Below are 25,683 nucleotides of genomic sequence, written 5' to 3' on the forward strand. Positions count from 1 at the left end.
CGATTCGACGTCTGCGTACGGTTGCGGTCGACGGTGTGACCGTCGAGCCTGCGACAACCGATCGCAGGATTGCGACTGAGGTCGCGCCCGCTGCTGACCCGCGCGCGGCACGCTGGCAGCCGTCGTATGCACGCCGGCTCGCGGTGACCGACACGGCCATCGTCGTCGCCGCTGTGCTCGGCGCGCAGCTGCTGCGCTTCGGCCAGACCGGCGCCGATCTGCAGATCTCGGGCCTCTCGGGCGCCGACTTCGGCGTCGCCTACACGACCGTCTCGCTGATGGTCGTCGCCGCGTGGCTGCTCGGGCTGCGCATGCGAGGCACGCGCGCGGCGCAGAACATCGGCGGAGGCTGGGACGAGTATCGGATGGTGGCGGATGCCAGCATCCGCGTCTTCGGATTGCTGGCGATCGCCGCATTCCTGCTGCACATCGATGTCGCTCGCGGGTACCTGCTGGTCGCGATGCCGGCCGGCATCGTCATGCTCGTCGCCAGCCGCTGGGCCTGGCGCCAGTGGCTCGGCCGGCAGCGCACGCAGGGCCGGTACCTGGCGCGCACGGTGCTCGTCGGCGAGTATGCGAAGTCGCTGCACATCGCTCGCGAACTGATGCGCGATCGCGCTGGGGGGATGGTCGTCACCGGCGCCATCACCGAGCGGTCGGACGGGATGCTGACCACGGGGGTGCCGCTGATCGGGAACCTCGACGACGTGATCGGCGGTGTCGAGTTCGCGGGGGCGGACACCGTGGTCTACTGCGGCTCCGACCTGATCTCCCCCGCCAAGCTGCGCCAGTTCAGCTGGGATCTGCAGTCGCGCAACGTCGACCTGGTGGTCGCGGCCGCGCTGACCGATGTGGCCGGTCCTCGCATCCACACCCGTCCGATCGCGGGGCTCTCACTCATCCACGTCGATTCCGCCGAATTCACCGGCGCGCGGTACGTGACCAAGCGTGCGTTCGACATCGTGGTCGCCTCGCTGGGTCTTGCGCTGCTCAGCCCGGTGCTGCTGGTACTGGCGACGATGGTGCGCACCGACGGCGGCCCGGCGCTGTTCCGTCAGCATCGCGTGGGCCTGGACGGGCGGCAGTTCCGCATGTTCAAGTTCCGTTCGATGGTCGTCGACGCCGAGGACAGGCTTCCTGAGCTGCTGGCAGGCTCCGACGGCAGCGGTCTGCTGTTCAAGATGCGTGAGGATCCCCGAGTCACTCGACTCGGGCGCATCCTTCGCCGGACGAGCCTGGACGAACTGCCGCAGTTGCTCAATGTGCTCCGTGGCGAGATGTCGCTGGTCGGACCGCGCCCGCCGCTGCTCAGCGAGGTGGAGGCGTACGAGAGGTCGGCTCAGCGCCGCCTGCTCGTGAAGCCGGGCATCACGGGTCTGTGGCAGGTCAGCGGCCGCTCGAACCTGTCCTGGGAAGACAGCCTGCGCCTGGATCTCTACTACGTGGAGAACTGGTCGCTGGCGAACGACCTGGTGATCATCTGGCGCACACTGCGCGCGGTGGTGCAGCGCCAGGGCGCGTACTGACCCGCTCACATCATTCGCCCTGCACGGTGAATCTACGATGGGATCCATGACGACCCGAGCCGAGCGCCGCGATGAGATCACGCAGCGCCGACCCCTGCTGCGCAGCTTCCGCTTCTGGATTCCGATCGGCATCATCCTGGTGCTCATCGCGGTGCTGGTTGTCGGCGCTGTCGTCGGCAAGCGCGTCTACGACCAGGCGATGTCGGCCAAGACCTCGCTCGAGCAGGCGATGCCGCTGGCCTCGAAGGCCGCCGATCAGGTGCTCGCCGGAGACAATGAGGGCGCCAAGGCCACAACGGCGAAGCTGGCCTCGCTGACCGCGAAGGCGCGTGCGCAGACGAACGGCCGACTCTGGAAGAGCATCGAATGGGTGCCCGTGGCCGGCCCCAACCTGTACGCCGTGCGCACGGCGGCGTCGGTGACGGATGACCTGGTGCGCGATGCGCTCACCCCCGCGACCGGTCTGTCACTGGATGCGCTGAAGCCCAAGGACGGCGCGATCGACATCGCCGCCATCGCCGGGATGCAGAAGGTCGTCAACCAGGCCGACACGGCGGTGAACAAGGCGTCGAAGGACCTGGACTCCATCGATCGCGACGGCCTGATCGATCAGGTCGACGGGGCGCTGGCCAAACTGACCGGCGCGGTCGATGAGCTCAAGCCGATGCTGGGCCCGGCTCAGGAGATCCTGGGTGTGCTGCCGGAGGCGCTGGGCGCGGAGAAGCCGCGGCACTACCTGATGATGTTCCAGAACAACGCCGAGTCGCGCGGGACCGGAGGCAACCCCGCTGCGCTCGTGATGATCGACGTCGACAAGGGCAAGATCAGCATCGGGCAGCAGGCCGCCAGTGGTGACTTCAAGAACGCCCGGCCGAAGCCGGTCACCCAGCTCGACCCTCAGACGGTGGCGCTGTACGGCGACAAGATCGGGCGCTGGATCTCGGATGCCTCGCTGAGCCCGGACTTCACCGAGACCGCGGGCATCGTGCGCGCGTGGTGGGCCGAGGAGTTCGACACCCCGATCGACGCGGTCGTCTCGTTCGACCCGGTCGCGCTGAGCTACCTGCTGAAGGCGACGGGCCCTGCCACCGTGCCGAACGACCCGGTGGAGATCAAGGGACACGAAGTCCGCATCCTCGACAAGCCGCTGAAGCTGACCGCCGAGAACGCCGTGCCGTTCCTGCTGAACGAGGTGTACTGGAAGTACGAGCCCGTCGTGCAGGACGCGATCTTCGCGGCATCCGCCCGCTCGGTCTTCGACGTGATCACCTCGGGCGCCGCGAACCCGAAGCAGCTGATCGAGAGCCTCACCCAGGCGGTCGACGAGGGTCGGCTGATGTATCAGCCCGCCACCGAGGCCGAGGCGAAGCTCGTCGGCGAATCCAAGCTGTCGGGCAAGCTGCCGACGTCGAACAAGGACCTGACCACTGTGGGTGCCTACGTGAACGACTTCACGCAGAGCAAGCTGGACTACTACCTTCAGCTCGACCTGGCGGCGTCGTCCACCCAGTGCACCGCACCCGATGCGCCGACTTTCACTGTCGCCGCGACCCTGACCAACACCGTCACGCCCGAGCAGGCGCCCAACCTGCCGCGTTCCATCGCGCCGGCGAAGTACTTCACGAAGGGCAAGATCGCCACCGACCTGGTGATCTACGGGCCGGTCGGGGCGACGAAGGCCACGGTGACCGTGAACGGCGCGTCGTCGGACAAGAAGGTGTTCCAGCACCTCGGTCGCCCGGCGGTCAAGGTGCCGGTGTACAGCGACCCGGGTTCGAAGCACACCGTGTCGGTGGTGTTCGATGCACCGAAGGGCGAGTACGGCCCGCTCGACGTGCGCCACACGCCCATGGTCCGCGCGACACCCGTCACGCTGGACACCCCCGGCTGCAAGTAGCGCTCGCACCTCTCTCCCCCCCTTTTTCCGCCGAGCCACCAAGCAATCGCCGACCCACCACGCAATCTGCGCGGAATTGCTTGGTGGGTCGCGGATTGCTTGGTGGCTCGGCGATGGAGGCGCGCGGCGCGGGCGGTCATCGGCGGGCTAGGCGGTAGCCGTTGGTGACGGGCACGTGGAACGCCGCGAGGCGGGTCGCGAACGTGCGGAGTGTGCCGATGTGGGTGCCGCCCCAGCGCAGCATCGGCCGCCCTGTGCGCCCACGGATCCAATCCTCACGCTGCTTCTCATCGAGCACCGCGTCTTCGATGTCCCGCTCGCCGCGCAGCTCGGGATCCGTGTACTTGCCCTCGCCGTCATACTCGCCGAATGCGTTGATGTCATCCAGACCGAAATCGACGAACCAGTCCGAACCGTGTGGTGACCGGACGGGCACCTGAAGATCGACGCTCCTGAAGCCCATCTCCCGCAGTCTCAGCCTGCTCACGCTCTCCCCTGGCAGTTGCGCGCGGCCATCGGCGAACGCGATCACCTCCCGCGCCCGGCGCACACCACGCGCGCCGGTGAGATGAGCGAGACGGCGCTCCATGTCATCCCGCCACAACTCGACCAGGTCCGGATCGGCGCGCTGGTGTCGCACGCTGACGGCGCGCAGTGCAGCATCCGCAACGCTCTGCGCCGCCTCGACTCTGGTGGTCCGGATGACGTCTAGCACCGTCCGCGCGGCACTCGTGACGCGCAACCCGTCGAGCTCGACGATGTCGGCATCCGGCAGAGCGACCTCGTGGCGCAGCAGGTCACGAACGCTGCCCGCATGCCCGGGAGTCGCAACGATGACGTGCACTCGTTCCGGCGACAGCTGGTACAGCGGCAGCCCGTGAACGGCTGCGGCGGACACTCCCGACAGCACCGGAGGCGCATCCGCATCCGCCACGACGGCCAGGACGTGCAGCAGGTGGCGCCCCTCCGACCACAGGCTGTCCCACTCCGCCTTGTCGACGAAGTGTCCCCGACGAACGCGATGGAGATCACCGTTCGCGCGCTGTGCCCGGATGTCGCGGTCGTCGAGGCCCGTCTCCCGCAGGTCGGCAGTGGTGCGCAGCAGGTCGCGGGCCTGTGCGAGCGTGATCTTGTGCTTGGCCGCGGGGCGTTCGGATGACATGGATCCACACTGCCCACCACTGGGTCCGCCTGCGAGTTGTCCACAGCATTTCTGCGATCTCCCCGAAAGTCGCCGATTGTGGAGAACAGTCACACCAACCGCGGGCCACCAAGCAATCCGCGACCCACCAAGCAAGCGCGCGTAGTTCGCTTGGTGGCTCGGCGATAGCTTGGTGGCTCGAGGGAGGAGGGAGGGAGGGAGGGAGGGAGGGAGGGAGGGAGGAGGAGAGGGGGGTCAGGCGGGCGGGCGGATGCCGTGCAGCGACTCGTACACGTCGCCGACGAACTCCTCGATGGCGGGCTCGCCGGTGACCGGGCCGCCGGCGAGCAGGCCATCGATCCCCAACAGGAGGGCGGTCGGTGTCTGCCAGTCGGCGATGGAACTGCGCACGTAGTCGTACGGGTCGTGCAGGGTCTGCGGCTCCTCCGCGCTGGTCAGTGGGCTCTGCTCCGGCATGGTGCGCACCAAGAGCCGCACAGACAGCTCGGGCAGCAGTTCACGCCAGCGCGGCGCGCTCTCGATCACCGGTCGGCACGCGCCGCACGTCTCAGACACCGCCAGCAGCAGGATCGGCTGGCGTGCGGCGAGGGTTCGCAGGTTCACGGCGCTGCCGTCACCCAGCGTCAAGGACACGGCCGGCGTGCGAACTCGGATGTATTCCTCGACGTCGTCTTCAACGGCCGCCACCGGAGGCTCGACATCATCAGGCTGATCGATCAGCACGAAAGTCACGGCCACCGCGGCGAGCGCGAGCACCCACGGCCATGCGGCCGGCATCGCGAGCACACCGCCGAACAGCGGCGCAGCGCTCAGCCCGACTGCGGCGAGCACAGACAACAGCGCCAGCCATCCGTTGCGCAGCAGCGTGCGGCCGGTGATGGGCTTGCGAGCCCCGAAGCAGGCGCACGACGCGTCGGGAGTGCGCCGCTTGGCCAGCCACACCATGACGAGGTAGACGAGGAACAGCAAGGTCGCAACGATGGCTGCGAGAACTCCGAGCACACCGCCGAGCAGCAACAGGCCCAGAGCCAGAACGATCTCGGCGATCGGATGCAGTCGCATCAACCACGGCACGCGCAGAGCTGCCGGCACCCCGAGCTCTTCCCACCCGGCTTCGTCGTCGGGTGTGCGCAGTTTGGCGATGCCGCTCACCAGAAGCACGACGGCCACGATGAGCGCAGGAGTGATCGTGAGGGCGAGGTGCATCAGGATTCCTTCTCGATGGTGAGCAGTCCGGCGTCGACCAGTGCCGCGACATACCGGTCTTCCGCGGCATCCGCCCTCGCGACCGCGCGCCAGGCAGCCGCCGCGTCATCCGTGAGCACGAAGATCGGTCCGTCTGGCAGTACAGCGGCATAGACGATGCCGTTCTCGTCCACGGAGCCGACGTTCGCCGCACGCACCGCCGTCATCGCGTCCCCCATCCGGGGACGAGGTCGCGCAGCGCACGCCCACCGCGGCGCACCGCGGCCATCGCGACGTCACGCCAGGTGGGCGTGCGGCCGAGCTGGTGCGCGAGCCGGCTGCGGTTCACCCGGGGCGCCCGCAGCACCACCTGCATGGCCTCCTGCGGCGATCGTGCTGCGCGCACGCGCCCCCACCACTCCTGCGTGCGCGTGCCGCCCTGGGAGACGGCGCGCCACAGCCGGTAGTCGCGATGACCGTGCCAGTTCTCGAGTTCGCCGGTGACGACGGATGCCGCGACCTCGGCGTGAAGTTCGCTTACGAGCTGATCGATCGAGCGCAGTTGTTCGGCAGCCAGTCCGCGTCGAAACGCCAGGGCCGCGTCACGATCGCCCTGCGATCCGCGCGCGGCGTTGAGAAGGAACAGCGCCCCCTGAGCAGCGAGTTCCGGCACCACCAGATCGAGCCCGGCGGCAGTACTCGCGGATGAGTCCCGCGCGAGCACGTCGAACGCCGTGGCATCCGCCAGCCCGATCCCGGGGAACCGGCGGTGAAGGTCGATGTAGCCCCAGTCCGGATGCCAGTAGGTCTGCGCATGTCCGAAGGGAGACCCCTCGTCGAAGGTGCTGTAGACCGTCCATCCGTGGGCGAGCAGCGCGCGGTGCATCTCGACCACGCGGCGGGGGTCGACGATGACGTCGACGTCGCTGCCTTCGCGTGCATCGGGCCGGATGCGGGCATCGAGCGTTGCGCCCTTGATGTGCAGCATCCGGATGCCGAGGCCGTCGGCGATCACCTGAAGACCGGCGCGGCAGAGCTCGATCCGCACCGACAGCGGAATCGTCGTCTCGGGCATCTCCCCCACGGCGTCAGCTTAGGCCAGCACGGGGCTGGTGCGGCGGGCGAGAACCTCGCCGTAGGCGTTCGCGTGCGCGCGGGCGACTGCGGTGTCGTCCATGAGGCCCGGGGTGCGCTGCCCGACGTCCGAGAGCCGTCCGCGCAGTGCCGGATCGTCGCCCAGGCGCCCCAGCGCGACGGCGAGCGCCGGCACATCGCGCGGCACGACCCGAAGGCCGTTCACGCCGTCGTCGATCCACTCGGTGGGACCGCCCTCGTCGGCGACGACCGTGGCCGCTCCCCCGGCCAGGTACTGCAGCACGTTCTGTCCGAGCGGCTCGGGGCGGGTGGAGTACTGCACGGCGATGTCCCACCCGGCGATGCGCGCCGCGGTGTTCTCGACGTGGCCGAGCAGGTGCACGCGGCGGCCGATGCCGAGTTCGTCGGCGCGGGCGCGCAGTTCGGCGGCGAAGGTCTCCTGCCCGAAGGGCGCGCCGCCCGCGAGTTCCAGGTGCGCGTCGCCGGAGCCGAAGGCCCGAGCGAAGGCCTCCAGCAGCTCCCGCTGTCCCTTCCAGGGGTCGATGCGGGCCAGCATCCCGACGCGCAACGGGCCTTCTCCTCGTGTGGCGGGTACCGGCCCGGAGATGCCGGAGGCGCTCGGGATGCTGACGGCGACGGTATCCGTGCGCAGGAAGGGACGCGCGCTGTCGAGCGTCGTGCGCGAGTTGCCGATCACGCCGTCGGCGCGCGGCAGGATGAGCCGCGTCATCAGTCGGTACCCGAATCCGCCGAGCGCGTCCGGCGTGATCAGGTCGCGCAGATGCACGACGAACGGACGCGACGAACCTCGCACCGCCAGCGCACCGTAGGCGGCGGCCCGGGTGCTGTTGGCCACGACCACATCGCTGCCGCGCACGCTGCGATGCCAGCGGGTGGCCGCGGCCTGCGCGAACAGCCGCGCCGCGAGGTCGGCGAGGCGTGCCGGTGACGAACCGCTGCCACCCGCCCCCTGACGCACTCCGGCGACGAACCGTGGAACGCCGGCAGGCAGCTCGGCGAAGACATCATCGGGCTCGGATGCCGGCAACAGCACCGTGGCATTCCACGACGGTTCGGCGCGCAGCAGGCGCAGCAGAGCCAGCTCTGCACCGCCTCGAGCACCGGTGTGGTCGAGATGCACAATGCGTGGCCGAACGTCCCCAGAACGCGCGCTATCCATTCCCCTTCGATCCCCAGAATCGACCGTCGCGGTGCACTCCCCAGTGCGTTCCACGACGGATATGGTTGCTCCTGACAGCATATCCCTGGGGAGGCCATGTGCGCGTGCTGCGAATCTCGCACAGCGCCACGATCACGGCGTGGCGCGGTCGTGAGCGCGCACTGCGGGATGCCGGGGACGACATAACCCTCATCACCGCCCCGCGCTGGCACGCCGGCGGGGTGTGGGTGGACCTCGACGCGCAGCCCGAGGAGCAGGTGCGTCCGGCGCGCACGTGCTTCGGCCGGCATCCGGCCCTCTTCGTCTACGCGCCGGGTCCGCTCTGGCGGGCGCTGGGCGAGCGCTGGGACGTGATCGACATCCATGAGGAGCCGTTCGCGCTCAGCACGGCTCAGGTGCTGCTGATGCGCGCGCTGCGCCGCAACAGCGCCCCGATCGTGCTGTACACCGCGCAGAACCTCGACAAGCGCTATCCGGTGCCGTTCCGATGGCTCGAGCGGTGGGCGCTGCGGTCTGCCGCCGGGGTCTCCGCGTGCAATACCGAGGCCGCGCGGATCGCGATGCGCAAGGGCTTCGCGGGTCGCGCGCGGGTGATCCCGCTGGGCGTGGATGCTGTGACGACGGATGCTGCGGCACCCCAGCGGACAAGTGGCACACATGGCTCCCTTGCTGCCCGGGAAAGCGACCATGTGGCGCACATGTCCGGGCGGGCGGACGGCGACGGCGTCGTCATGGTCGGTCTGCTCGGTCGACTCGTGCCCGAGAAGGGCGTGCTGACACTGTTCGAGGCGATGCGAGAGCGCCCGGCTCTGCGCGCTCGCATCGGCGGTTCCGGGCCTCTCGCGGACACACTTCCCGACCTGGCCGCCGCGCACGGCATCGAGGATCGCGTGCAGCTCCTGGGCGCCATCTCACCCGACAAGGTGATCGATTTCTACCGTTCGATCGACGTGCTCGCCGTGCCCTCGATCCCCACCGACTCGTGGACCGAGCAGTTCGGCCGGGTGGCGGTCGAGGCGATGGCCGCCGGAGTGCCGGTGGTCTCCAGCGATGCCGGTGCACTGCCGGATGTCGTGGGCGGGGCGGGCATCGTGGTGTCGGTGGGCGGGGCGGGCATCGTGGTGTCGGTGGGCGACCCGGAGAGACTCGCCGAGGCTCTCGAGACCGCAGCAGGCCCGCGCCGAGCCGAGCTCATCGAGGCCGGTCTGAAGCGGGCACAGGAATGCTCGTGGGAGTCGGTGGCCGCCCAGTACCAGGAGCTGTATCGCTCGGTTGCGCACGCGACGACGACAGAACGCGGCCTGGAGATCATCGTGGTCGCCTACGGCGCGGTCGACATGCTGCGCCGGGCGCTCACTCCCGTTGCCGCCCTGCCGGTCACCGTGATCGACAACTCGTCGATGCCCGAGATCGCCGCGCTGTGCGCGGAGCTCGGCATCCGCTACCGCGATTCCGGTGGCAACATCGGTTTCGGCTCCGCGGTGAACCTCGCCCTGACCGACCGCCTGGTGCCCGGCGGTGACGTGCTGCTGCTGAATCCGGATGCCGAGATCGACGCGGATGCCATCACGCGCCTGCACACGGCGCTGCGCGCCGAACCCGACCTGGCCAGTGTCGGCCCCGCCCAGGTCGACGATGCCGGCCACAGCGCCCGGGTCCTGTGGCCGTTCCCCGCGCCGCATCGCAGCTGGCTCGAAGCAGTGGGCCTTGCGCGCCTGATCCGCGGCCCGCAGTTCGTGATCGGCTCGATGCTGCTGCTGCGCGCCGAGGCGCTGGACCAGGTCGGCGGCTTCGACGAACGCTTCTTCCTCTATGCGGAGGAGACCGATTGGGCCTACCGCGCGCACCTGCTGGGCTGGCGTCACACGTCCGTCCCCGCGGTGCAGGCCGTGCACGCCGCCGGCGGGACCAGCACGGATCCCCGACGTCGCGAAGCGCACTTCCATGCTTCTCAGGAGCGCTACTTCCGCAAGCACTTCGGCGCGGGCGGCTGGCAGAGCGCACGGCTCGCGGCCTGGGTCGGCGCGACCGCCAGATCGATCGTCCTCCGCGGCGAGCGCGGCGCCGCCGCCCGTCGCCGCGCCGCTCTGTACTGTCTGGGCCCGGTGCGGGTCGAGCAGCGGTTCCGGAGGGCGGGCTGATGCACATCGTGCAGATCGCCTCGCGGGTCGGCCCGGGCACCGGCATCGGCGCGGTGGCATGGAACCTCGAGCGCGAGTTCCTCGCTCAGGGGCACACGGTCGAGCGGTTCACGATGACGCCGAAGGCGGCTCGGACCCGCCTCGGACACCAGCTGCGTCAGGCCTGGTCGACCGTGCATCTCACGTTCACCGGCACCCGCCGCGCACGTCGTTTCCTCGCCGAGCGAGCGGATGCCGTCGCCATCAGCCACAATGCTGTGATGGCCGGAGATCTCTACGTCGATCACGGCCTCGCCATCGCGGCGGTGTCAGCCCGCGGCCGTACCCCGCTGCGCGTGCTGCGCAACCCCGCGATCGGCTTCGGGTGGGTGCGCGACAGCATCCGCTTCCGCAACGGCACGCACCGGATGATCATCGCGCCGACCACGGCCGAGGCCGGCGTGCTGCGACGAGTGCACCGCGGCATCCGCACCCCGATCGAGGTGATTCCGCACGGCGTCGACCTCGAGACGTTCCGTCCGCCGACGCCAGACGAGAGGAGCTCTGCGCGCGCGGCACTGGCGCTGGACGACGAGCACCGGGTGGCGCTGTTCGTGGGACATGAGCTGCGTTGGAAGGGCGTGCCGCAGCTGATCGATGCCCTGGTGCACGCGACGACGGTGATGCTGCTCGTCGTGGGCGGCGACACGAAGACCATTCCCGAGATGCGACAGCGAGCGCAGCAGCGCGGAGTCGCCGAGCGGGTGCTGTTCGCGGGGATGCACGCCGACGTACGCCCTTTCTACTTCGCCGCCGACATGTTCGTACTGCCCAGCGGCTACGAGTCGTTCGCCCTGGTCATCGCCGAAGCGCTCGCCTCCGGTCTGCCGGTGATCGCGACCCGCACCGGATGCGCCCCTGACCTGATCGTCGAAGGCGAGACCGGGTATCTGGTCGACCGGGACCCGGTGATGATCGCCGACCGCTTGGAGCGCATCGCGGCAACAGATGTCGAGGAATGGCGCGTGCGCTGCCGGGAAACGGTGGCGGGCCTCGCCTGGCCGATCGTCGCGGCGCAGTACCTCTCGGTGCTGCGTGGCCTGGCGGTGACGAGGTGAGCGACGCGCTCCGGATCATGCATGTCGTCTGCTCCGACCGCTTCGCGGGCGTGGAGCAGTTCGTGCTGCGGCTGGCGGTCGCGCAGGCCGAGGCGGGGCACGACGTGCATGTCATCGGTGGCGCAGAACCGCGGATGCGAGAGCCGCTCGCCACCGCGAATGCCACCTGGGCTGCGGCGACGGGGGTCCGGCAGGCGTTCTCCGCGCTGCGATCTCGTAGCAATGATGTGGATGTGGTGAACGCGCACATGACGGATGCGGATGCCGCTGCCGTTCTCGCGCTGGGCAGGCGCGGTCCCGCACTGGTGTCGACCCGGCACTTCGCCCTTCCTCGCGGGCGGGCACTCGGAGTGCCGGTCGACCTGCTTGTACGACGGCGAGTGGATGCCGAGATCGCGATCAGCACAGCGGTGGCCGGCGCCACCGGCATCCCCTCGACGGTCGTGCACTCCGGCGTGCCAGAGGCCGCCCCTGACACAGGAGCACCGCGAGAGCGCGTGGTGCTGATGGCGCAGCGTCTGCAACCCGAGAAGCGCACCGACGTCGGCATCCGCGCCTTCGTGTCGTCCGGTCTCGCCCGCGACGGCTGGCGGCTCGACATCGCGGGCGCCGGGCCGCTGCACGGCGACCTGCAGCGGCTCATCGATGAACTCGATGCGGGCGAATCGGTGCGGCTGCTGGGCTTCCGTGACGACGTCCCTGAGCTGCTGAGGACGGCCGGACTGTTCCTCGCCCCGTGTGAGGTCGAGGGCCTCGGCCTGGCAGTACTGGAGGCGATGTCCGCCGGCATCGCCCCGATCGCCGCGGCCGCCGCCGGTCACCGGGATGTGCTGGCCGGGCTGGATGAGCGCAGCGGCTACCGACCGGGCGACATCGAGGATGCTGCAACAGCCCTGCGCACCCTGGCCGGCGACGACGAGCGACGAGCTCGCCTCGCGGCCGCAGCCCGCGACCGCGCCCGCACGGAGTTCTCGCTGGAGGGTCAGGTCGCCTGCACGGACGCCGTGTACCGCCGGGCACTGGAGCGCACCGGAGGGCGGCGCGCGTGAACGCCTCCAAGGATCTCGTCGTGCTGTCGCTGGAGCGCTGGGACGGAGTGTGGCGCCGCAACCAGCATCTGATCTCGGGCCTGCTCGCCGCCGAGCCCGAACTGCGGGTGCTGTTCGTCGAACCGGCAGATGACCCCGCGCACGACCTGCGCAGCGGGCGCCGCCCCGACCTCGGCAGTGGTCTGCGCCGCATCGATGACCGACTGTGGGGGCTGCGCCCCGTCAAGTGGCTGCCGCGCCGTCTCGATCGCCGTGCAGACGACCGGCTGGCACAGGCTGCGGCTCGCGCGGCAGAACAGCTCGAGATGCAGCATCCGATGCTCTGGGTCAACGATCCGGCTTCAGTGCAGCTCGCCCAGCGCACCGGTTGGCCGGTGCTCTACGACATGACCGATGACTGGTTGGCCGCTGATCGCCCGGAGGCCGAGCAGCAGCGCATCGCGGACGGCGAGGCCTGGTTGCTGGAGCACGCCACGACGGTCGTCGCCTGCTCGCCCGAACTCGTCCGACGCAAGTCGCCGCAGCGGGTGGACATCGCCCTGGTGCGCAACGGCGTCGACACTGCGCGCTACCTGACGCCGATGCCGCGACCTGCGGATGCTCCCGCCGAGCCGTACGCGCTCTACGTCGGCACGCTGCACCGGGATCGCATCGACGTCGACCTGTGCATGGCGACCGCGAACGCCATACACGGCAAGGGCCGGCTGGTGCTCATCGGGCCCGAGGCATGGAGCGCCTCGGACGCCCAGCGCGTGCGCGACGCGGGTGCGATCGTGCTCGGCGCTCGGCCGCACGATCAGGTGCCCGCCTACCTGCAGCATGCCGACGTGCTGGTCGTGCCGCACGTCGTCGACGCATTCACCGAGAGCCTAGACCCGATCAAGCTCTATGAGTATCAGGCCGTCGGCAGGCCGGTGGTGTCGACGCCGGTCGCGGGGTTCCGAGATACCCCGAATGCACAGATCGCCGGCGGCGCGGCATTCGCGGCTGCCGTCGCTGCCGCGATCCCCGCGGGGACGCGCTTCCCCCAGGATGCGAATGCCACGAACGCCGACTGGTCGACGCGCGTCGCGCAACTCGTCGCCCTGCTGTCACCCTGAGGGGAGTTCGTATGACAGCAGAGGACGCACGACAGGCGCCGACCAGTGTTCGACAGTCAGATGATCAGCAGGGCGGGTAGCCGCACTGACCGTAACCGGCCGACGTCGGAGTCGGTGTGCTGGACACGTGCCAGTCCTTGGTCACAGGCGCGTGGTTGTCAGGGTCGGGGCCGGGCCAGTTGTGTCCCCAGCTGATCTCGGCATGCGCATCGAAATTGATGTTCCCACTGTCGCTGCTGTTCGCCCATACGTGCAGGCAGACGCTGTCGCCCGGTGCGATCGGCGTGCCGAACGCGGGGTCTGCACCGTAGACCGAGAACGTGATCCCGCTCGACGTCGTCAGCGTCACCCCGTAGATGTAGATGACGCTGGAGGTGGTGTTGTCGACGTGGAACGTGAACATGTACGCCTTGTTGGCGTCGAGCGGTGCGCCCGGCTCGTTCGTGCAGCTCGCGCCGGGCCACTTCAGCGCAGGACCGACGGTGACTGTGGGCGGCGGGCCCGATGCAGCGAAAGCCGGAATCGGTGCGGCGACGGCGATCGCGGGAACCGCCCACGCCATCGCCTTGGTCACGGTACGGCGACTGATTCCGTCGCCGGTGGTCTGCGATTTCTCGCTCATGTGAGCATCCCCAATTGTGCGCCCCAGCGCGGCTCCCCCATAGAGCCGTGAACGCCAAAGGCATTACCGACTAAGACTAGCTCAATCGTCCTCTGCTGGGAAGACGCCGATATAACGGATCCGCTTCGGCGCAGAACGTCGATGTTAGATTCATCGAAGCTGTCGCCGCGATGCGCGCCGACAACTGCGAGGGGACGGGGATCACAGTATGGGGCGACAATCGGAACTGGCGCAGCTGCGTCGGCTTCTCGAGACCACAGGCGCCGCTCCGGGCCGCTGGATCGCCGTCACCGTCACCGTCTCGCTGCTCCTCGCCGGTCTCGACATGGTCGGCGTGCTCGCGATGCTTCCGCTGATGCAGTTGATCACCGTCGGGACCACCGACGGGCCCTTTCTCGGCACGATCTCGTCGCTGACCGGGGCGACCGAGGTGAGCTCGCTGCTGCCGCTGGTGGCTGCGCTCGTCACCGTGGCCTTCCTCGTGAAGAGCATCGGTGCGCTCGTGTTCCGCTGGTGGCTGCTCGGCCGCACCACCAGGGTGTCGGCCCTGGCCGCGTCCGAGCTGATGCGCCGGTACGTGCTGGCCCCGTACGGGGCGCATCGCAAGCGCAGCTCGAGCGAGATCTACCGCAATGTGAACGACGCCACGAATCAGGCGTCCAGCGTGCTGCTGGCGACGGTGAGCATCTCGACCGATCTGGTGACCATGACCGCCATCATCGTGGTCCTGGCGTGGAGCTCGCTGCTGTCGACGATCTTCGCGGCCGTGCTGTTCGGCGTGATCGTGTTCGGTGTGCAGCGCGCGCTGCGCCGCCGACAGATCGGACTCGGCGAGGTGACGGCATCCGCTTCTCTGCAGGCGTGGCAGGCCCTCATGCCGGGCATCGAAGGCTTCCGCGAGACCCGGCTGACGGCCAGCTCGGCGCTCTTCGTGAGCCGTTTCCGCGCCGCCCGCCTTCGTGCCGCGCATGCGCTGCGGCAGATGGGCATCCTCAGCGACATCCCGCGCTATCTGCTCGAGATCGCCTTCATCCTCGCGATCGCCGGCATCGCCGCGATCCTCGCGATGACCGGACAACAGGGTGAGATCCTGCCGGTGCTCGGCGTCTTCGCCGCCGCCTCGATGCGCCTGCTTCCCACGCTCAACCGCATCACCGCGAACGTGGCGACGACTCGCGCCGGCCGTGCCGGTCTGCGGATCATGGTCGAAGCGCTCGATCAGCTCGAGTCCGAGGGACAGCACGCAGAGGCGTCCGCGAACGCCCGTGCGCTCACCGGCGACATCAGCGTGGAGGATCTGAGCTTCCGCTTCCCGGACTCCAGCGAAGACGTGCTGCGCGCGATCACCCTGACCATCCCCGAGAACCGCACGACAGCGTTCGTCGGCTCCAGCGGCGCGGGCAAGAGCACACTGCTCGACCTGCTGCTCGGTCTGCTCACGCCCACCGGTGGTGAGATCCGCTGCGGCGACCGGTCCATCGACACCGATCTCGCGAGCTGGCATGCGGGACTCGGCGTCGTCCCGCAGGACGTGTTCCTGTCGAACACGACGCTCATCGAGAACATCGCGTTCGGGCAGCGTCGCGAGCAGATCGACGAAGAACGAGCACGCGAAGTCGTGCGGATGTCGCTGCTCGACGATCTGGTGGCCGAGCTGCCCGAGGGCCTGGACACCATGGTCGGCGATCGCGGCGTGCGCCTGTCAGGTGGCCAACGACAGCGGGTCGGTCTGGCGCGCGCGCTGTACCGTCGACCGCGGGTGCTCGTACTCGATGAGGCGACCTCGGCGCTCGACAACGCCACCGAGTACGAGATCGCCCAGACCCTTCAGCAGCTGCAGGGGTCGATGACGATCATCGTCGTCGCACACCGGCTTTCCACCGTGCGCCACGTCGATCAGCTGATCTTCATGCGCCATGGCGAGGTCGCCGTCTCCGGCACGTTCGACGAGGTGCGTGCATCGGATGCCGAGTTCGCACGGCTTGTGCAGCTCGGCTCGCTCGACTGATCGGGCGGCGCCCGACGCTAGGCTGTCGCTCGTGTCGAACCCGTCGTCTCTGCCCCTTCGCGTCGTTCATCATCTGGCGTGGCGGGGTCGGCGACTCCGCCGGACGACGGTCGACTTCTTCCGGCGCGGAGACCGCACGGTGATCATGACTCCGCCGGTCGGGCTGCGGTTCGGCAACTGGCTGTATCTGTGGCTCGATGCCCATCAGCAGACAGCGCTGGGGCAGCCGACGTTCGTGCGCGAGGCACCCGGCATGGCCGAGTGGTTCGACACGTTCCCGGAACTGCGCGCGCTGACCGTCGACGACGCCGAGATCGGCTTCCATGATCGGCGCGATTGGGAGGAGACGACCTTCCGTCAGCGGTTCGGCATCGACTACTCGCGGGAGACGCTGCATGAGTTCGCCCGCGACGTGCTGGCGCCCCGCATCCCCGTCGGTCCTCCCGGCCGGCTCGTGATCAACGTGCGCCGCGGTGACTATTACTCGACGCCGTTGAAAGCCGCCAGTTACGGCTTCGACCAGGTCGGCTACGTCCGCGCGGCTCTGGCACTGCTCGACGACGTCGTCGACGTGCTGGTCGTCTCGGACGACGACGTGTGGTGCCGTGAGAACCTCGACGGCCCGATCCGCGAGCGGGCGAGCAGCGTCGCCTACGCGAAACCCGATCCCGCTGCGAACTTCCTGGCCGTCGCGGGCGCCCGGCGCATCATCGGGATGAACTCCACGTTCACCTACTGGGCTGCCTACGTCGCGGATGCGATGAATGTCGACGCGAAGATCATCATGCCGAGCTTCCACGCCCGTCTGGGCGGCAGTTCGACGGCCGATCAGCTGGATCCGGCTTGGACGGCACTCGACGGCTTCGGCTGATCGCCCGATCCGCGCGCTCGCGTGACCACGGCCCGCACCGACTGCAGCGCCACGTGCAGCAGTCCCCATCCGGCGATCCGCAGGGCATAGCCGCGCTCGCCCCGTCGCACGGCGGTGATGAACTCACCGAGGTTCTCCGCGGCCGCATAGCGGCGAAAGGCCGCTCGGTGCCGGCGCAGCATCCGGGTCAGCCGCTGATCCGATCGAGCGCTGTCGAGCAGGTCGGCGAGTACCCGCCGGTTCGCCTCTCGACCAGCCAGGCCGCGCTGAGTGACGTTTCCGCGGTGCCTCCGATATCCGACCAGCTGACGGTCGACGCACGCGATCTCGCCGCGCTGCAGCAGGCGCTGGATCAGGTCGTTGTCCTCGGCGGGTTCCATCGCGCTGCGGCAGCCGTCGACGGCCAGATAGGCAGTGCGACGGATCAGCAGCGTCGTGATGCGCGGCGGAATCGCGTCGTACGCGATCATCTGCGCGGACGATGCCTGCGGGGCACCCCATCCCGATCCGAACGTCACTCCCTCGGCATCCATGTACCAGCCTCCGGTGCAGGCGGCGATCGCGTCGGGCATCGCATCGAGCGCCCTCAGCTGCTCCTCGATGCGCTCCGGATGCCAGACATCGTCGTCGTCGAGGTAGGCGATCCAGTCCCCGGTCGCGGCGACGGCGCCGTTGTTGCGCCCGACGGACAATCCCGAGGGCTCCTGCCGCAGGTATCCGAGTCCGAGCCGCTCGGCGACGCCACCGAGACCCGGTGCGGGAGAGCCGTCATCGACGAGCACGATCTCGTGCACGGGGACTGTCTGCGCCCGCACCGATGCGATCGCCGCATCGAGGTACTCCCCACCACGATTCGTGGGGACGATCACCGTCACCCTGGGCTCCGTCATCCCCACACCTTTCGGCCGCCTGCCGCGAGCCTATCGCCCGGCGCCGCCCAACTAGGCTGAGCGGCATGCCAGACCCGCTTCTGACCGTGTGCGTCGTCACCTATGAGCGCACCGCGTTCCTGGTGAGGTGCCTCGCCTCGCTCGCGGCGCACGCCGGCGATGTCGAGGTCGTCGTGGTCGATGCGTCCGCCCGCGACGACCGCGCCGCCGCGGAGACGGCCTTCCCTGGAGCGCAGTACGTGCACCGCCCTGATCTGGCCGGCTGGATGACACGCTCTCGCAACGCGGCGCTGCTGCACGTGCACGGCGACGTCGTCGCGTTCCTCGACGACGACGTCGTGATCTCCGAAGGCTGGCAAAGCGGACTTCTCGCGGCCTTCGCGGCGACGCCTGCGCCGGATGCTGTGGCGGGCCGCACTCGCAACCTCCAGCCCGGCGAGGAGACATACGAGCTTCCGATCGGCAGGCTGCGCGAGGACGGCACCCTGACCGCCGGGTTCGCGTCTCTGCCCGCTGGACCGGTGCCGGTGGATCACGGGATCGGGGCGAACATGTCGTTCCGCCGCGAGATGATCGCCCGACTGGGTGGATTCCGCGACGACTACCCCGGTACCGCGATGCGCGAGGACACCGACATGTTCCTCCGGGTGAAGCAGCTGGGCGGGCTCACCGTGTTCGCTCCGGACGCCGTCGTCGATCACCTGCCGGCACCGCACGTGAAGGGCCGCCGTTTCGACACCCGATACAAGCTCTACGGCCGCCGCAACCATCTGGTGCTGCTCGCGCGCCATGCGGGTCTGGGATCGCGCTTGGTGCGTCGCTGGATCGCGGCCGATCTGCGCGCGGTCGGCGCGGCCGGCGGCCTGGGTCGTCGGATGCAGCGTCTGGGCGTCACCGTTCCCGGCATCCTCTGGGGCATCGGGGCCGCGTTGCGTCAGGCGCGTCCGGCCCCGCTGGCTCCGGAGCGCCAGGGCCCGGCGGCGGATGCCATCCGCCTGGCCCTCAGGCGCTGAACCGGGCCGCGACGCACGATCGACGCGCCCCTAGACTGTGAGGCACAGCGAGGGGAGCGCGGATGCAGGGGACGCTGGGGATCGTCATCCCGGTGTGGAACACCGAGGGCGAGTTCCTCGATGAGTGCATCGCCTCCGTGCGTGCTCAGACACTCGAATGCGTGGTCGTGATCGTCGACGACGGCTCGACGAATCCGTCCACGCTCGACGCGCTCGCGCGTTTCGAACAGCAGGGTCTTCGGGTGATCCGTCACCCCGAGAATCGCGGCACGAGCAGGGCGCTCGACACCGGTGCTGCCGCCCTCGACACCGACTACCTCATGCCGCTGGGCAGCGACGATCGCATCCTTCCGACCTTCGCGGCGAACGTCGTGCGCGAGCTCGATTCGGATCCCGAAGCGGGAATCGTCTCCGTCGACCTGCGGTTCTTCGGGCGGGCCACAGGCGTGCAGCGACTGCCCGAGGTGAACGGCGTCGCAGACCTGCTCTTCGGCAACATCATCCCGGGCGCATCCGCGTTCCGCCGCAGCGACTGGGTGGCTCTGAACGGGTTCGCCCCGGGTCTGCGTCTGGGGCAGGACTGGGAGTTCTGGGTGCGCCTGCTGGCAACCGGCAAGAAGGCGCATGTCGTGCACGAGCCGTTGTACGAGTACCGCCGTCACAGCGGTCAGGCCACTGCACGCACGCCGTACGGCGACCGGATCGCTCTCAGCCTGGACGTCGTGCGGATGAACGCCGACATCTGGGGCGCGCATGTCGAGGAGATCATGGCCCGGTACTGGAAGGTCGATGCCGAGCGGCAGAGCCAGGCCGACCGACTCGAGGTGCTCGAGCGCCGCTACGGCGCGGTGAACCGGCTGCTCGGGCGGATGGCGCGCTTGGCACGACCGAGCCGACGATCGTCATGAGCAGCCCTCGTCTGAGCATCGCCACGATCGCGACGACCACGCCGATGGGCGCGCAGGCGTATGAGCAGCAGATTGTGAGCCGGATGCCGACGGCGCTGGCCGAGGTCACGTCGACGCCGTGGCGCACGCGACAGCTGGTGGTGCGTTCGCTGCGATCGCCCCTGGCCGGCACGCGGCGGCTGCCGATAGGCTACCTGTCTCGGGCATCGGCTGCGGTGCGTCGGGAGGCAGGACGGATGCTGTTCGCCGGCGACACCGTCTCGCATCGGATGGGCCTCGAGCTGCCGCCGTCGCCGCACGCAGACGTCGTGACGCTGCATGATGTGGTGGCCTGGCGGTTCACGGACGAGTCCGCGCCGGTGCCCGCCGCCGTCGAGGAGCTTCGGCGAGCGGCTGCGGTGATCTGCGTCTCGGAGTTCAGCGCCCGCGAGGCGGTCGAGGTGCTCGGCATCCCGCAGCCGCAGGTCGTGCACAACGGGGTCGACCCCCGCTACTTCGACGCCGCTCCGCTGCTCGACGAAGAACTCGCCGCACTCGGACTGCACCGCCCGTACGTGCTCCACGTGGGCGGCGCGGCTGAGCGGAAGAATCTTGCCGGACTGGCTGCGGCGTGGCCGCGCGTGCGGGCCGAGCGCCCGGAGCTCACTCTCGCGCTGGCCGGTCCACCGCATCCGCGTCGGACCGCGCTCTTCGAGGGGATGCCGGGTGTGGTTCTGCTCGGACGCGTGGCCGATGAGGCGATGCCGGGTCTGGTCGCGTCGGCGAGTGCGATGGCCGTCCCCTCGCTCTACGAGGGCTTCGGACTGCCGGTGCTCGAGGCGATGGCGGCGCACACTCCAGCGGTGGTCGCGAACACGAGCAGCCTCACAGAGGTGGCCGCGGGCCATGCGCTGCTGGTCGAACCGGATGGAGACTCGATCGCATCCGGCCTGCTCGAGGCGACCTCCGGCGACTCCGCCCTCTCCGCGTTGGTGCGCGACGCCCGGGCGCATGCCGGCGAGTTCACCTGGGAGCGCAGCGCGCTGGGACATGCCAGGGTCTGGGAGTCGCTGCGATGACCCGCATTCACGAGGCCGACGTGATGGAGACCTCACCGCCGCGACGCGACGAGATCGACGGCCGGGTGAGGGTGACCACGGACGTCGGCGGCCGCGCGCCTCTGTGGTTCTCGGTCGACGAGCTGTTCGGCGACCTGGTGAGCGATCGCGCCGATCACGTCCTGATCGCCCTGCTCATGCCCGCCATGAAGGAAGGGCTCGATCTGCATGTGGGCGGCACGGTGAGCGACAGCCTGCTGCACTACGCGAATGCCGACCTGCAGCGGCTGCTGCGGATGGAGCATCCTGATCTGTCCGTCATCCAGGTGACGGCCGACGCGCCGGTCGCTCCCGCGCCGAGAGCGGCCGGTGTCGCCACGGGCTTCTCGGGCGGGGTGGATTCGTTCTCCTCGCTCGCGGAGTACCTCTGGGGCGACGATGTGCCGCAGTCGCTGCGGGTGACGCATCTGCTGAACAACAACGTGGGCGCGCACGGCCATGGCAGCATCGCCGATGAGCTCTGGCATCGTCGCCGCGAGCCGCTGGCGCGGATCGCCGACGAGCTGGGCCTGCCGTTCGTCACGGTGGACAGCAACCTCGACGAGCACTACCCGCGCATCGGGTTCATCGAGTCCGTCACCATGCGCAATGCGGCCGTGCCGCACCTGCTCGGCGCCGGCATCGGCCATCTGCATCTCGCCTCGGCGATCCCGTTCCCGTACGTGCGGGTGGACGACACCGGCGAGATCGCCCGCATCGACACGATGCTGGTGCCGCTGCTGTCCACCGCTGCGGTGACGATCGCCTCGGCGAACTCAGGACTCACCCGCGTGCAGAAGACCCTGTCGCTGATCGGTCGACCCGAGTCGCAGCACCTCGATGTGTGCACCGACGGCGACCCGGCTCGGACCCGCAACTGCTCGGCGTGTTCGAAGTGCATGCGCACGATGCTGACGTTCGAGATCGCCGGGCACCTGCAGGAGTACTGCCCGGGAACGTTCTCGTACGAGCGCTATGCCGAGCGGAGAGACGCTTTCGTCGCGAAGGTGCTGTCATCCGACGACCCGTACCACCGGGAGATCCGCGCCTACGCGACCGAGGTCGGGTGGCAGTGGGATGCGGCCGACCGTCGTCGAGCAGCGCTGGAGGCCGCGCGCACTGCAGCCTCGCGCGCGATTCGAAGCGCCGCCCGGATGCCGCTGCTGCGGTCGCTGCGCCAGCGACTGAAGGGCTGAGCCGGTTGACGCGCTGAGACGATCAGCCCCCGAGCAGGGCGCGCACGGCTGCCACGGGGAAGGCGCCGATCGCGGATGCCATGACGCCATCGAGCGCATCCTCCAGCGAGTCGCTCAGCCGCGTGACCACCGCCGGATCGGCAGCCCACGCGCCGTCGACGAACTCTTCGAGCGAGCCCGCCCCGTCGAACGCCCGGTAGCGCGTGCGGCCCGGGGTGACGGCGGCCTCGTAGTCGCGGAACTTGAAATCGCCTCCCCCGAGCGGCGGCTCGAGCATCGTCCAGACCGCGGGGATGCCGTATGCGTCAGCCGTGATCAACCCGTGCAATGACGTGGTGACAACCGCGCGGCTCGCGGCGATCTCCCGCACGGCGGCGGCCGCACGCTGATGCACGTTCACGATGCGCACGGCATCGCCCTCCGCGGCGATCAGGCGCGCGAGCCCGGCATGCGTGCGGTGATGTCCGTGCGGAACCACCGCGATGCGCCCGTCCTGCACCGGCCTCGGCACGTGCCGCGCCACGAGCAGCCCGGGATCACCGTAGGCCGGCTGCTCGCGCAGTCCGATGCGCTCGGCGGTGAGCGGGCCGCGCACGGCGAGAACTGTCGCATGGGGCAGCGGGTACGCGGCGTCGTTCATCAATCCGGTCCCCCAGATCGCCCCGGCGAAATCCGTGGGCAGGAACTCGAGCAGGCTGCCGACACCGATCAGGCGGGCCGCACGAGGTTCGCGGTAGAGGGGGACGATCCCGTACCGGGGCAGCAGCATCGGCGTCAGGTCGTCGCCGAAGTTCGGGTGACCGTCCCACCAGAATGCGGGCACGATCACCCCGTCGCGGCGCGCACGAGGTTCGGCGAGCGCCTCTGCGAACCGTCGCACCTGCCTGCCCCGCCGTCGCAGCGCGCCCTCATACCGCGGCATGCGCATCGCCGTCACCGCGGCTTCCGGGAGCGGCGAACGATCGCGTCGAGCATCATCTCGTACAGCAGGGCGACGCGCGGCCAGCTGAACGCCTTCACCCGCTCGGCGCCCTTCCGCGCCAGGCGCTCGCGCAGTCCTGCGTCGTCGAGCATCCGGCGCATCGCATCCGCCAGGGCGTCGATGTCGAGGGGGTCGACGAGAAGACCGCCTTCGCCGTCTTGCACGAACTCCGCGGCTCCCCCGCGCGAGGTCACGATCAGCGGTGCGCCACCGCGCCAGGCTTCCAGGGCGACGATGCCGAACGATTCGGATCGGCTCGGCACCACCACGGCGGTGGCCGCCGCGATGCGCTCGGCGACGCCTGCGGCATCCCGAGCACCGACCAGCCGCACCCGATCCGACAGTCCCGCCTCATCGATCTGCTGCTGCAGCGCGTCGCGCTCGGGACCGCCACCGACGATCTCGAGCCGAGCCCCGTCGACCCGCGTGATCGCGTCGATCAGCAGGTCGAATCCCTTCATCCGCCCGAGCCGACCGACGGCGATGATCAGATCGTCCGCCCGCACGACCGAGCCCAGCCGAGGCAGCGGCGCGACCCCGTTGGGAATGATCGTGCCCTCCCCTGCACCGAATCGGGCGGTGAGGTCGTCGAGCACGTAACGACTGGGGGCGGCGTGGGCGGATGCTGTGGACAACGCTTCGCGCAGCGCCGTGCGCAGCTGCCGCGAGCGCACGAAGGCGCCGTTGTCGTCGCCGAGCGTCTCACCGTGCGACACCACGACGAGCGGGATGCCCGTCCGCCGGTGCAGGCGCAGCGCATAGATGCCGTTGGGCCCGAAGCACTGCACGACCAGCACGTCGGGCCGCAGGTCGCCCGCGGCGGCCGCCCACCTGCGGCGAGCGCCGATTGCCGTGGTCGCGTAACGCAGCATGGCCGAGATGCTGCGGGCGGGCAGCGGCGTGGGAAGGTAGCGCACGGGGAACGGGGCCGAGTCCTGGGTGCGCTCACCCCGATCGACCGTCCACACCTCGACGACGTGCCCGTGGGCATCCAGCGCGCGCGCGACCTGCGCCACGTGCTCTTCCACTCCGCCCACATGCGGCGCGTAGGACGAGGCGATCAGCGCGACGCGCAGACGCCGTCCGTCTTCAGCGACCGCCATCGACGCGGTGCTCGGCTGGTACGGGACCCGCTGGAGTTCCCCGGAACAGGTCGTCCAGCAGATCGGCGTCCTGCTCGATCCCCGCATTCGCCTGGCGACGAACGCCTGCAGCCGGGCGCGGCTTCCTGGTCGCGGACTCCGCCGGCGTGGCCTTCCTCGGGCGCGGAACCGGCTGCGGCGCTGCCTCCTGCACGCCCGCCTCATAGGCGTACACCCCGCCATAGGTGCCACCCGTGACCGGCAGCCTGTTGAGCACGATGCCGAGCACGTGACCATGGATCTTGTCCAGGACCGCAAGCGCGTCGTCCACGATGTCGTAGCTGGTCCGGCCGGCAGAGACGACCACGAGCGCACCATCGGCCTGGCGCGTCAGAATCGCCCCGTCGGTGACGGAGAGCAACGGAGGTGCGTCGATGATCACCATCGCGTGCTTGGCCAGGTCGTTCAGCAGCGCGTGCATCCGCTCCGACCCGAGCAGCTCACTGGGATTCGGCGGCAGGGTGCCGGCCGGCAGCACCAGCAGGTTGGGGATGCCGTTCACGCGGCGCAGCGCGTCGGTGATCTCGAGCCGTCCGGCCAGCACGTCGGAGAGACCGATGTCTCCGTTGACCCCGGTGGTCTCGGCGACGGTCGGTCGACGCAGATCGCCGTCGATCAGGATGACGTGCACGCCGTTGGCCGCCAGCGTGCCGGCCAGGTTCGCGGCTACTGTCGACTTGCCCTCGCCGGGCATGGCGCTGGTGACGACGATCGTGCGCGGCGGGTCGTCGACGTTCATGAACTGCAGGTTGGTCCGCAGCATGCGCAGTGACTCGCGCACGGCGAAGTCGGCGCGCTGCGCCTTCATGCCGTCTGCGGAGTCCGTCGGCCTGTAAAGCCGGTTTCCGCCGGACAGTGCTCCCACATCGGGGAGTGTGCCGGCGACCGGGATGCTCAGCCGCTGCTCCACATCCGCAGCGCTTCGCAGGCGACGGTCCGCCATCGCACGGACGAGCGCGAAGGCGATCCCGCCCCCGAGCCCGAGCATGAGCCCGACGATCATCGCCATCTTCTCATCGGGGAACTGCGGCGCGGTCGGCAGGGATGCCGATTCGCCGAGCTGGATGGTCATGTCGGCGCTTCCTGCGCTGCCGTCGCCTTCTACGCGATCGATCTCGGCGGACAGGGCGGTGACCCAGGCCGAGGCGAGGTCGCGGGCTGCGGCCGGCGAGTCACCGGTGGCGGAGATCTTCAGGATCGCGGTGCCCTGCGGGTTGGAGGTCGAGATGCGCTGCACCAGTGCCTCGGGCGAAGCCGACAGCTTCAGCTGTTCGACCGCCCGCTCCGCGACGGTTCGCCATGTCGCCATGTCGAGGTACGTCGGAACCTTGCTCTTGGCCAGACTGTCGGCCTGTCCCAGTCCGAAATTCGTCTGGTCGACGTTGTCGCTGACGCTGATGTAGCCGCTGGCGTCGGCCTGGTAGACGGGGGTCTGCAGTTTGGCCCAGCCGTAGCCGACACCGATGCCGAGCGCGATCATCAGCACGATGGCGAACCAATACCTGCGGAACGCGCCCGCATAGTCCCGAAGCCTCATCCCCAT

General features: G+C 69.5%; 22 protein-coding genes. 12 read left to right on the forward strand and 10 right to left on the reverse strand.

Annotated features, from left to right (window positions below):
* Positions 1-35 precede the first annotated feature (35 nt).
* Together QF046_RS07060 and QF046_RS07065 are read left to right on the forward strand one after the other, a co-directional pair.
* On the forward strand, positions 36-1,526 hold the full coding sequence (locus tag QF046_RS07060; protein ID WP_307367633.1) for a sugar transferase: 1,491 nt from the start codon (positions 36-38) through the stop codon (positions 1,524-1,526).
* 46 nt (positions 1,527-1,572) lie between these two features.
* Complete coding sequence (locus QF046_RS07065; RefSeq protein ID WP_307367635.1) at positions 1,573-3,423, forward strand: DUF4012 domain-containing protein; 1,851 nt, start codon at positions 1,573-1,575, stop codon at positions 3,421-3,423.
* Between the two features lie 136 nt (positions 3,424-3,559).
* On the opposite strand, the gene QF046_RS07070 is transcribed toward QF046_RS07065, so the two are convergent.
* The 5 genes from QF046_RS07070 to QF046_RS07090 form a co-directional block, all read right to left on the reverse strand.
* Positions 3,560-4,585, reverse strand: a complete 1,026-nt coding sequence (locus QF046_RS07070; protein WP_307367637.1) for a hypothetical protein — start codon at positions 4,583-4,585, stop codon at positions 3,560-3,562.
* 234 nt (positions 4,586-4,819) lie between these two features.
* A complete protein-coding gene (locus QF046_RS07075) occupies positions 4,820-5,791 on the reverse strand; it encodes a MauE/DoxX family redox-associated membrane protein (protein ID WP_307367639.1) in 972 nt (323 codons plus the stop codon).
* Positions 5,791-5,997, reverse strand: a complete 207-nt coding sequence (locus tag QF046_RS07080) for a hypothetical protein (RefSeq protein ID WP_307367641.1) — start codon at positions 5,995-5,997, stop codon at positions 5,791-5,793. Before QF046_RS07080 ends, QF046_RS07075 begins: the two co-directional genes overlap by 1 nt.
* On the reverse strand, positions 5,994-6,854 hold the full coding sequence (locus QF046_RS07085; RefSeq protein WP_307367643.1) for a hypothetical protein: 861 nt from the start codon (positions 6,852-6,854) through the stop codon (positions 5,994-5,996). Before QF046_RS07085 ends, QF046_RS07080 begins: the two co-directional genes overlap by 4 nt.
* A 9-nt stretch (positions 6,855-6,863) precedes the next feature.
* Entirely contained in the window at positions 6,864-8,006 is a 1,143-nt protein-coding gene (locus tag QF046_RS07090) for a glycosyltransferase family 4 protein (protein ID WP_307367645.1), read from the reverse strand.
* Positions 8,007-8,143: 137 nt separating this feature from the next.
* On the opposite strand from QF046_RS07090, the gene QF046_RS07095 reads away from it, so the two are divergent.
* From QF046_RS07095 to QF046_RS07110, 4 genes are read left to right on the forward strand one after another with little or no spacing between them, the layout of a single operon-like run.
* On the forward strand, positions 8,144-10,186 hold the full coding sequence (locus tag QF046_RS07095; RefSeq protein ID WP_307367647.1) for a glycosyltransferase: 2,043 nt from the start codon (positions 8,144-8,146) through the stop codon (positions 10,184-10,186).
* Positions 10,186-11,283, forward strand: coding sequence for a glycosyltransferase (locus tag QF046_RS07100; protein WP_307367649.1), 1,098 nt, complete (start codon positions 10,186-10,188; stop codon positions 11,281-11,283). The genes QF046_RS07095 and QF046_RS07100 overlap by 1 nt, the downstream gene beginning before the upstream one ends.
* Entirely contained in the window at positions 11,280-12,332 is a 1,053-nt protein-coding gene (locus tag QF046_RS07105) for a glycosyltransferase (RefSeq protein ID WP_307367651.1), read from the forward strand. Before QF046_RS07100 ends, QF046_RS07105 begins: the two co-directional genes overlap by 4 nt.
* Positions 12,329-13,432 (forward strand): glycosyltransferase, encoded by a 1,104-nt coding sequence (locus QF046_RS07110; protein WP_307367654.1) that lies wholly within the window; start codon positions 12,329-12,331, stop codon positions 13,430-13,432. Before QF046_RS07105 ends, QF046_RS07110 begins: the two co-directional genes overlap by 4 nt.
* A gap of 64 nt (positions 13,433-13,496) precedes the next feature.
* On the opposite strand, the gene QF046_RS07115 is transcribed toward QF046_RS07110, so the two are convergent.
* Positions 13,497-14,054, reverse strand: a complete 558-nt coding sequence (locus QF046_RS07115) for a hypothetical protein (protein ID WP_307367657.1) — start codon at positions 14,052-14,054, stop codon at positions 13,497-13,499.
* Between the two features lie 208 nt (positions 14,055-14,262).
* Between QF046_RS07115 and QF046_RS07120 the strand changes: the two genes are divergently transcribed.
* Together QF046_RS07120 and QF046_RS07125 are read left to right on the forward strand one after the other, a co-directional pair.
* Positions 14,263-16,062 carry an ABC transporter ATP-binding protein gene (locus QF046_RS07120; RefSeq protein WP_307367660.1) on the forward strand — a complete coding sequence of 600 codons (1,800 nt, stop codon included), beginning with the start codon at positions 14,263-14,265 and terminating at the stop codon, positions 16,060-16,062.
* Positions 16,063-16,093: 31 nt separating this feature from the next.
* A complete protein-coding gene (locus QF046_RS07125) occupies positions 16,094-16,933 on the forward strand; it encodes an alpha-1,2-fucosyltransferase (protein WP_307367663.1) in 840 nt (279 codons plus the stop codon).
* Here the strand turns inward: QF046_RS07125 and QF046_RS07130 are convergent.
* Positions 16,891-17,823 carry a glycosyltransferase family 2 protein gene (locus QF046_RS07130; RefSeq protein ID WP_307367665.1) on the reverse strand — a complete coding sequence of 311 codons (933 nt, stop codon included), beginning with the start codon at positions 17,821-17,823 and terminating at the stop codon, positions 16,891-16,893. The two genes, QF046_RS07125 and QF046_RS07130, sit on opposite strands and share 43 nt — an antisense overlap.
* 65 nt (positions 17,824-17,888) lie before the next feature.
* On the opposite strand from QF046_RS07130, the gene QF046_RS07135 reads away from it, so the two are divergent.
* The 4 genes from QF046_RS07135 (at position 17,889) to QF046_RS07150 (ending at position 22,016) form a co-directional block, all read left to right on the forward strand.
* Positions 17,889-18,836 (forward strand): glycosyltransferase family 2 protein, encoded by a 948-nt coding sequence (locus tag QF046_RS07135; protein WP_307367668.1) that lies wholly within the window; start codon positions 17,889-17,891, stop codon positions 18,834-18,836.
* A 62-nt stretch (positions 18,837-18,898) separates the two neighbouring features.
* Complete coding sequence (locus QF046_RS07140; RefSeq protein WP_307367670.1) at positions 18,899-19,744, forward strand: glycosyltransferase; 846 nt, start codon at positions 18,899-18,901, stop codon at positions 19,742-19,744.
* Positions 19,741-20,802, forward strand: coding sequence for a glycosyltransferase family 1 protein (locus QF046_RS07145; RefSeq protein WP_307367673.1), 1,062 nt, complete (start codon positions 19,741-19,743; stop codon positions 20,800-20,802). The genes QF046_RS07140 and QF046_RS07145 overlap by 4 nt, the downstream gene beginning before the upstream one ends.
* Positions 20,799-22,016: a hypothetical protein gene (locus QF046_RS07150; protein WP_307367677.1), complete on the forward strand. Its 1,218-nt coding sequence runs from the start codon at positions 20,799-20,801 to the stop codon at positions 22,014-22,016. Before QF046_RS07145 ends, QF046_RS07150 begins: the two co-directional genes overlap by 4 nt.
* A gap of 22 nt (positions 22,017-22,038) precedes the next feature.
* On the opposite strand, the gene QF046_RS07155 is transcribed toward QF046_RS07150, so the two are convergent.
* The 3 genes from QF046_RS07155 to QF046_RS07165 are packed head-to-tail and all read right to left on the reverse strand — an operon-like array spanning position 22,039 to position 25,677.
* A complete protein-coding gene (locus QF046_RS07155; protein WP_307367679.1) occupies positions 22,039-22,938 on the reverse strand; it encodes a polysaccharide pyruvyl transferase family protein in 900 nt (299 codons plus the stop codon).
* An 11-nt stretch (positions 22,939-22,949) separates the two neighbouring features.
* Positions 22,950-24,101, reverse strand: a complete 1,152-nt coding sequence (locus QF046_RS07160; protein WP_307367682.1) for a glycosyltransferase family 4 protein — start codon at positions 24,099-24,101, stop codon at positions 22,950-22,952.
* Positions 24,088-25,677 (reverse strand): polysaccharide biosynthesis tyrosine autokinase, encoded by a 1,590-nt coding sequence (locus tag QF046_RS07165; protein WP_307367685.1) that lies wholly within the window; start codon positions 25,675-25,677, stop codon positions 24,088-24,090. Before QF046_RS07165 ends, QF046_RS07160 begins: the two co-directional genes overlap by 14 nt.
* Between the last annotated feature and the right edge of the window lie 6 nt (positions 25,678-25,683).

Source organism: Microbacterium sp. W4I4 (genome assembly GCF_030816235.1).
Lineage (GTDB): Bacteria > Actinomycetota > Actinomycetes > Actinomycetales > Microbacteriaceae > Microbacterium.

Coding starts and splice junctions, on each gene's coding strand:
- QF046_RS07070 (WP_307367637.1), bottom strand. CDS start 4,585: ATGTCATCCGAACGCCCCGCGGCCAAGCACAAGATCACGCTCGCACAG.
- QF046_RS07115 (WP_307367657.1), bottom strand. CDS start 14,054: ATGAGCGAGAAATCGCAGACCACCGGCGACGGAATCAGTCGCCGTACC.
- QF046_RS07140 (WP_307367670.1), top strand. CDS start 18,899: ATGCAGGGGACGCTGGGGATCGTCATCCCGGTGTGGAACACCGAGGGC.
- QF046_RS07135 (WP_307367668.1), top strand. CDS start 17,889: ATGCCAGACCCGCTTCTGACCGTGTGCGTCGTCACCTATGAGCGCACC.
- QF046_RS07120 (WP_307367660.1), top strand. CDS start 14,263: ATGGGGCGACAATCGGAACTGGCGCAGCTGCGTCGGCTTCTCGAGACC.
- QF046_RS07075 (WP_307367639.1), bottom strand. CDS start 5,791: ATGCACCTCGCCCTCACGATCACTCCTGCGCTCATCGTGGCCGTCGTG.
- QF046_RS07065 (WP_307367635.1), top strand. CDS start 1,573: ATGACGACCCGAGCCGAGCGCCGCGATGAGATCACGCAGCGCCGACCC.
- QF046_RS07165 (WP_307367685.1), bottom strand. CDS start 25,677: ATGAGGCTTCGGGACTATGCGGGCGCGTTCCGCAGGTATTGGTTCGCC.
- QF046_RS07150 (WP_307367677.1), top strand. CDS start 20,799: ATGACCCGCATTCACGAGGCCGACGTGATGGAGACCTCACCGCCGCGA.
- QF046_RS07130 (WP_307367665.1), bottom strand. CDS start 17,823: ATGACGGAGCCCAGGGTGACGGTGATCGTCCCCACGAATCGTGGTGGG.
- QF046_RS07155 (WP_307367679.1), bottom strand. CDS start 22,938: ATGCCGCGGTATGAGGGCGCGCTGCGACGGCGGGGCAGGCAGGTGCGA.
- QF046_RS07160 (WP_307367682.1), bottom strand. CDS start 24,101: ATGGCGGTCGCTGAAGACGGACGGCGTCTGCGCGTCGCGCTGATCGCC.
- QF046_RS07080 (WP_307367641.1), bottom strand. CDS start 5,997: ATGACGGCGGTGCGTGCGGCGAACGTCGGCTCCGTGGACGAGAACGGC.
- QF046_RS07145 (WP_307367673.1), top strand. CDS start 19,741: ATGAGCAGCCCTCGTCTGAGCATCGCCACGATCGCGACGACCACGCCG.
- QF046_RS07100 (WP_307367649.1), top strand. CDS start 10,186: ATGCACATCGTGCAGATCGCCTCGCGGGTCGGCCCGGGCACCGGCATC.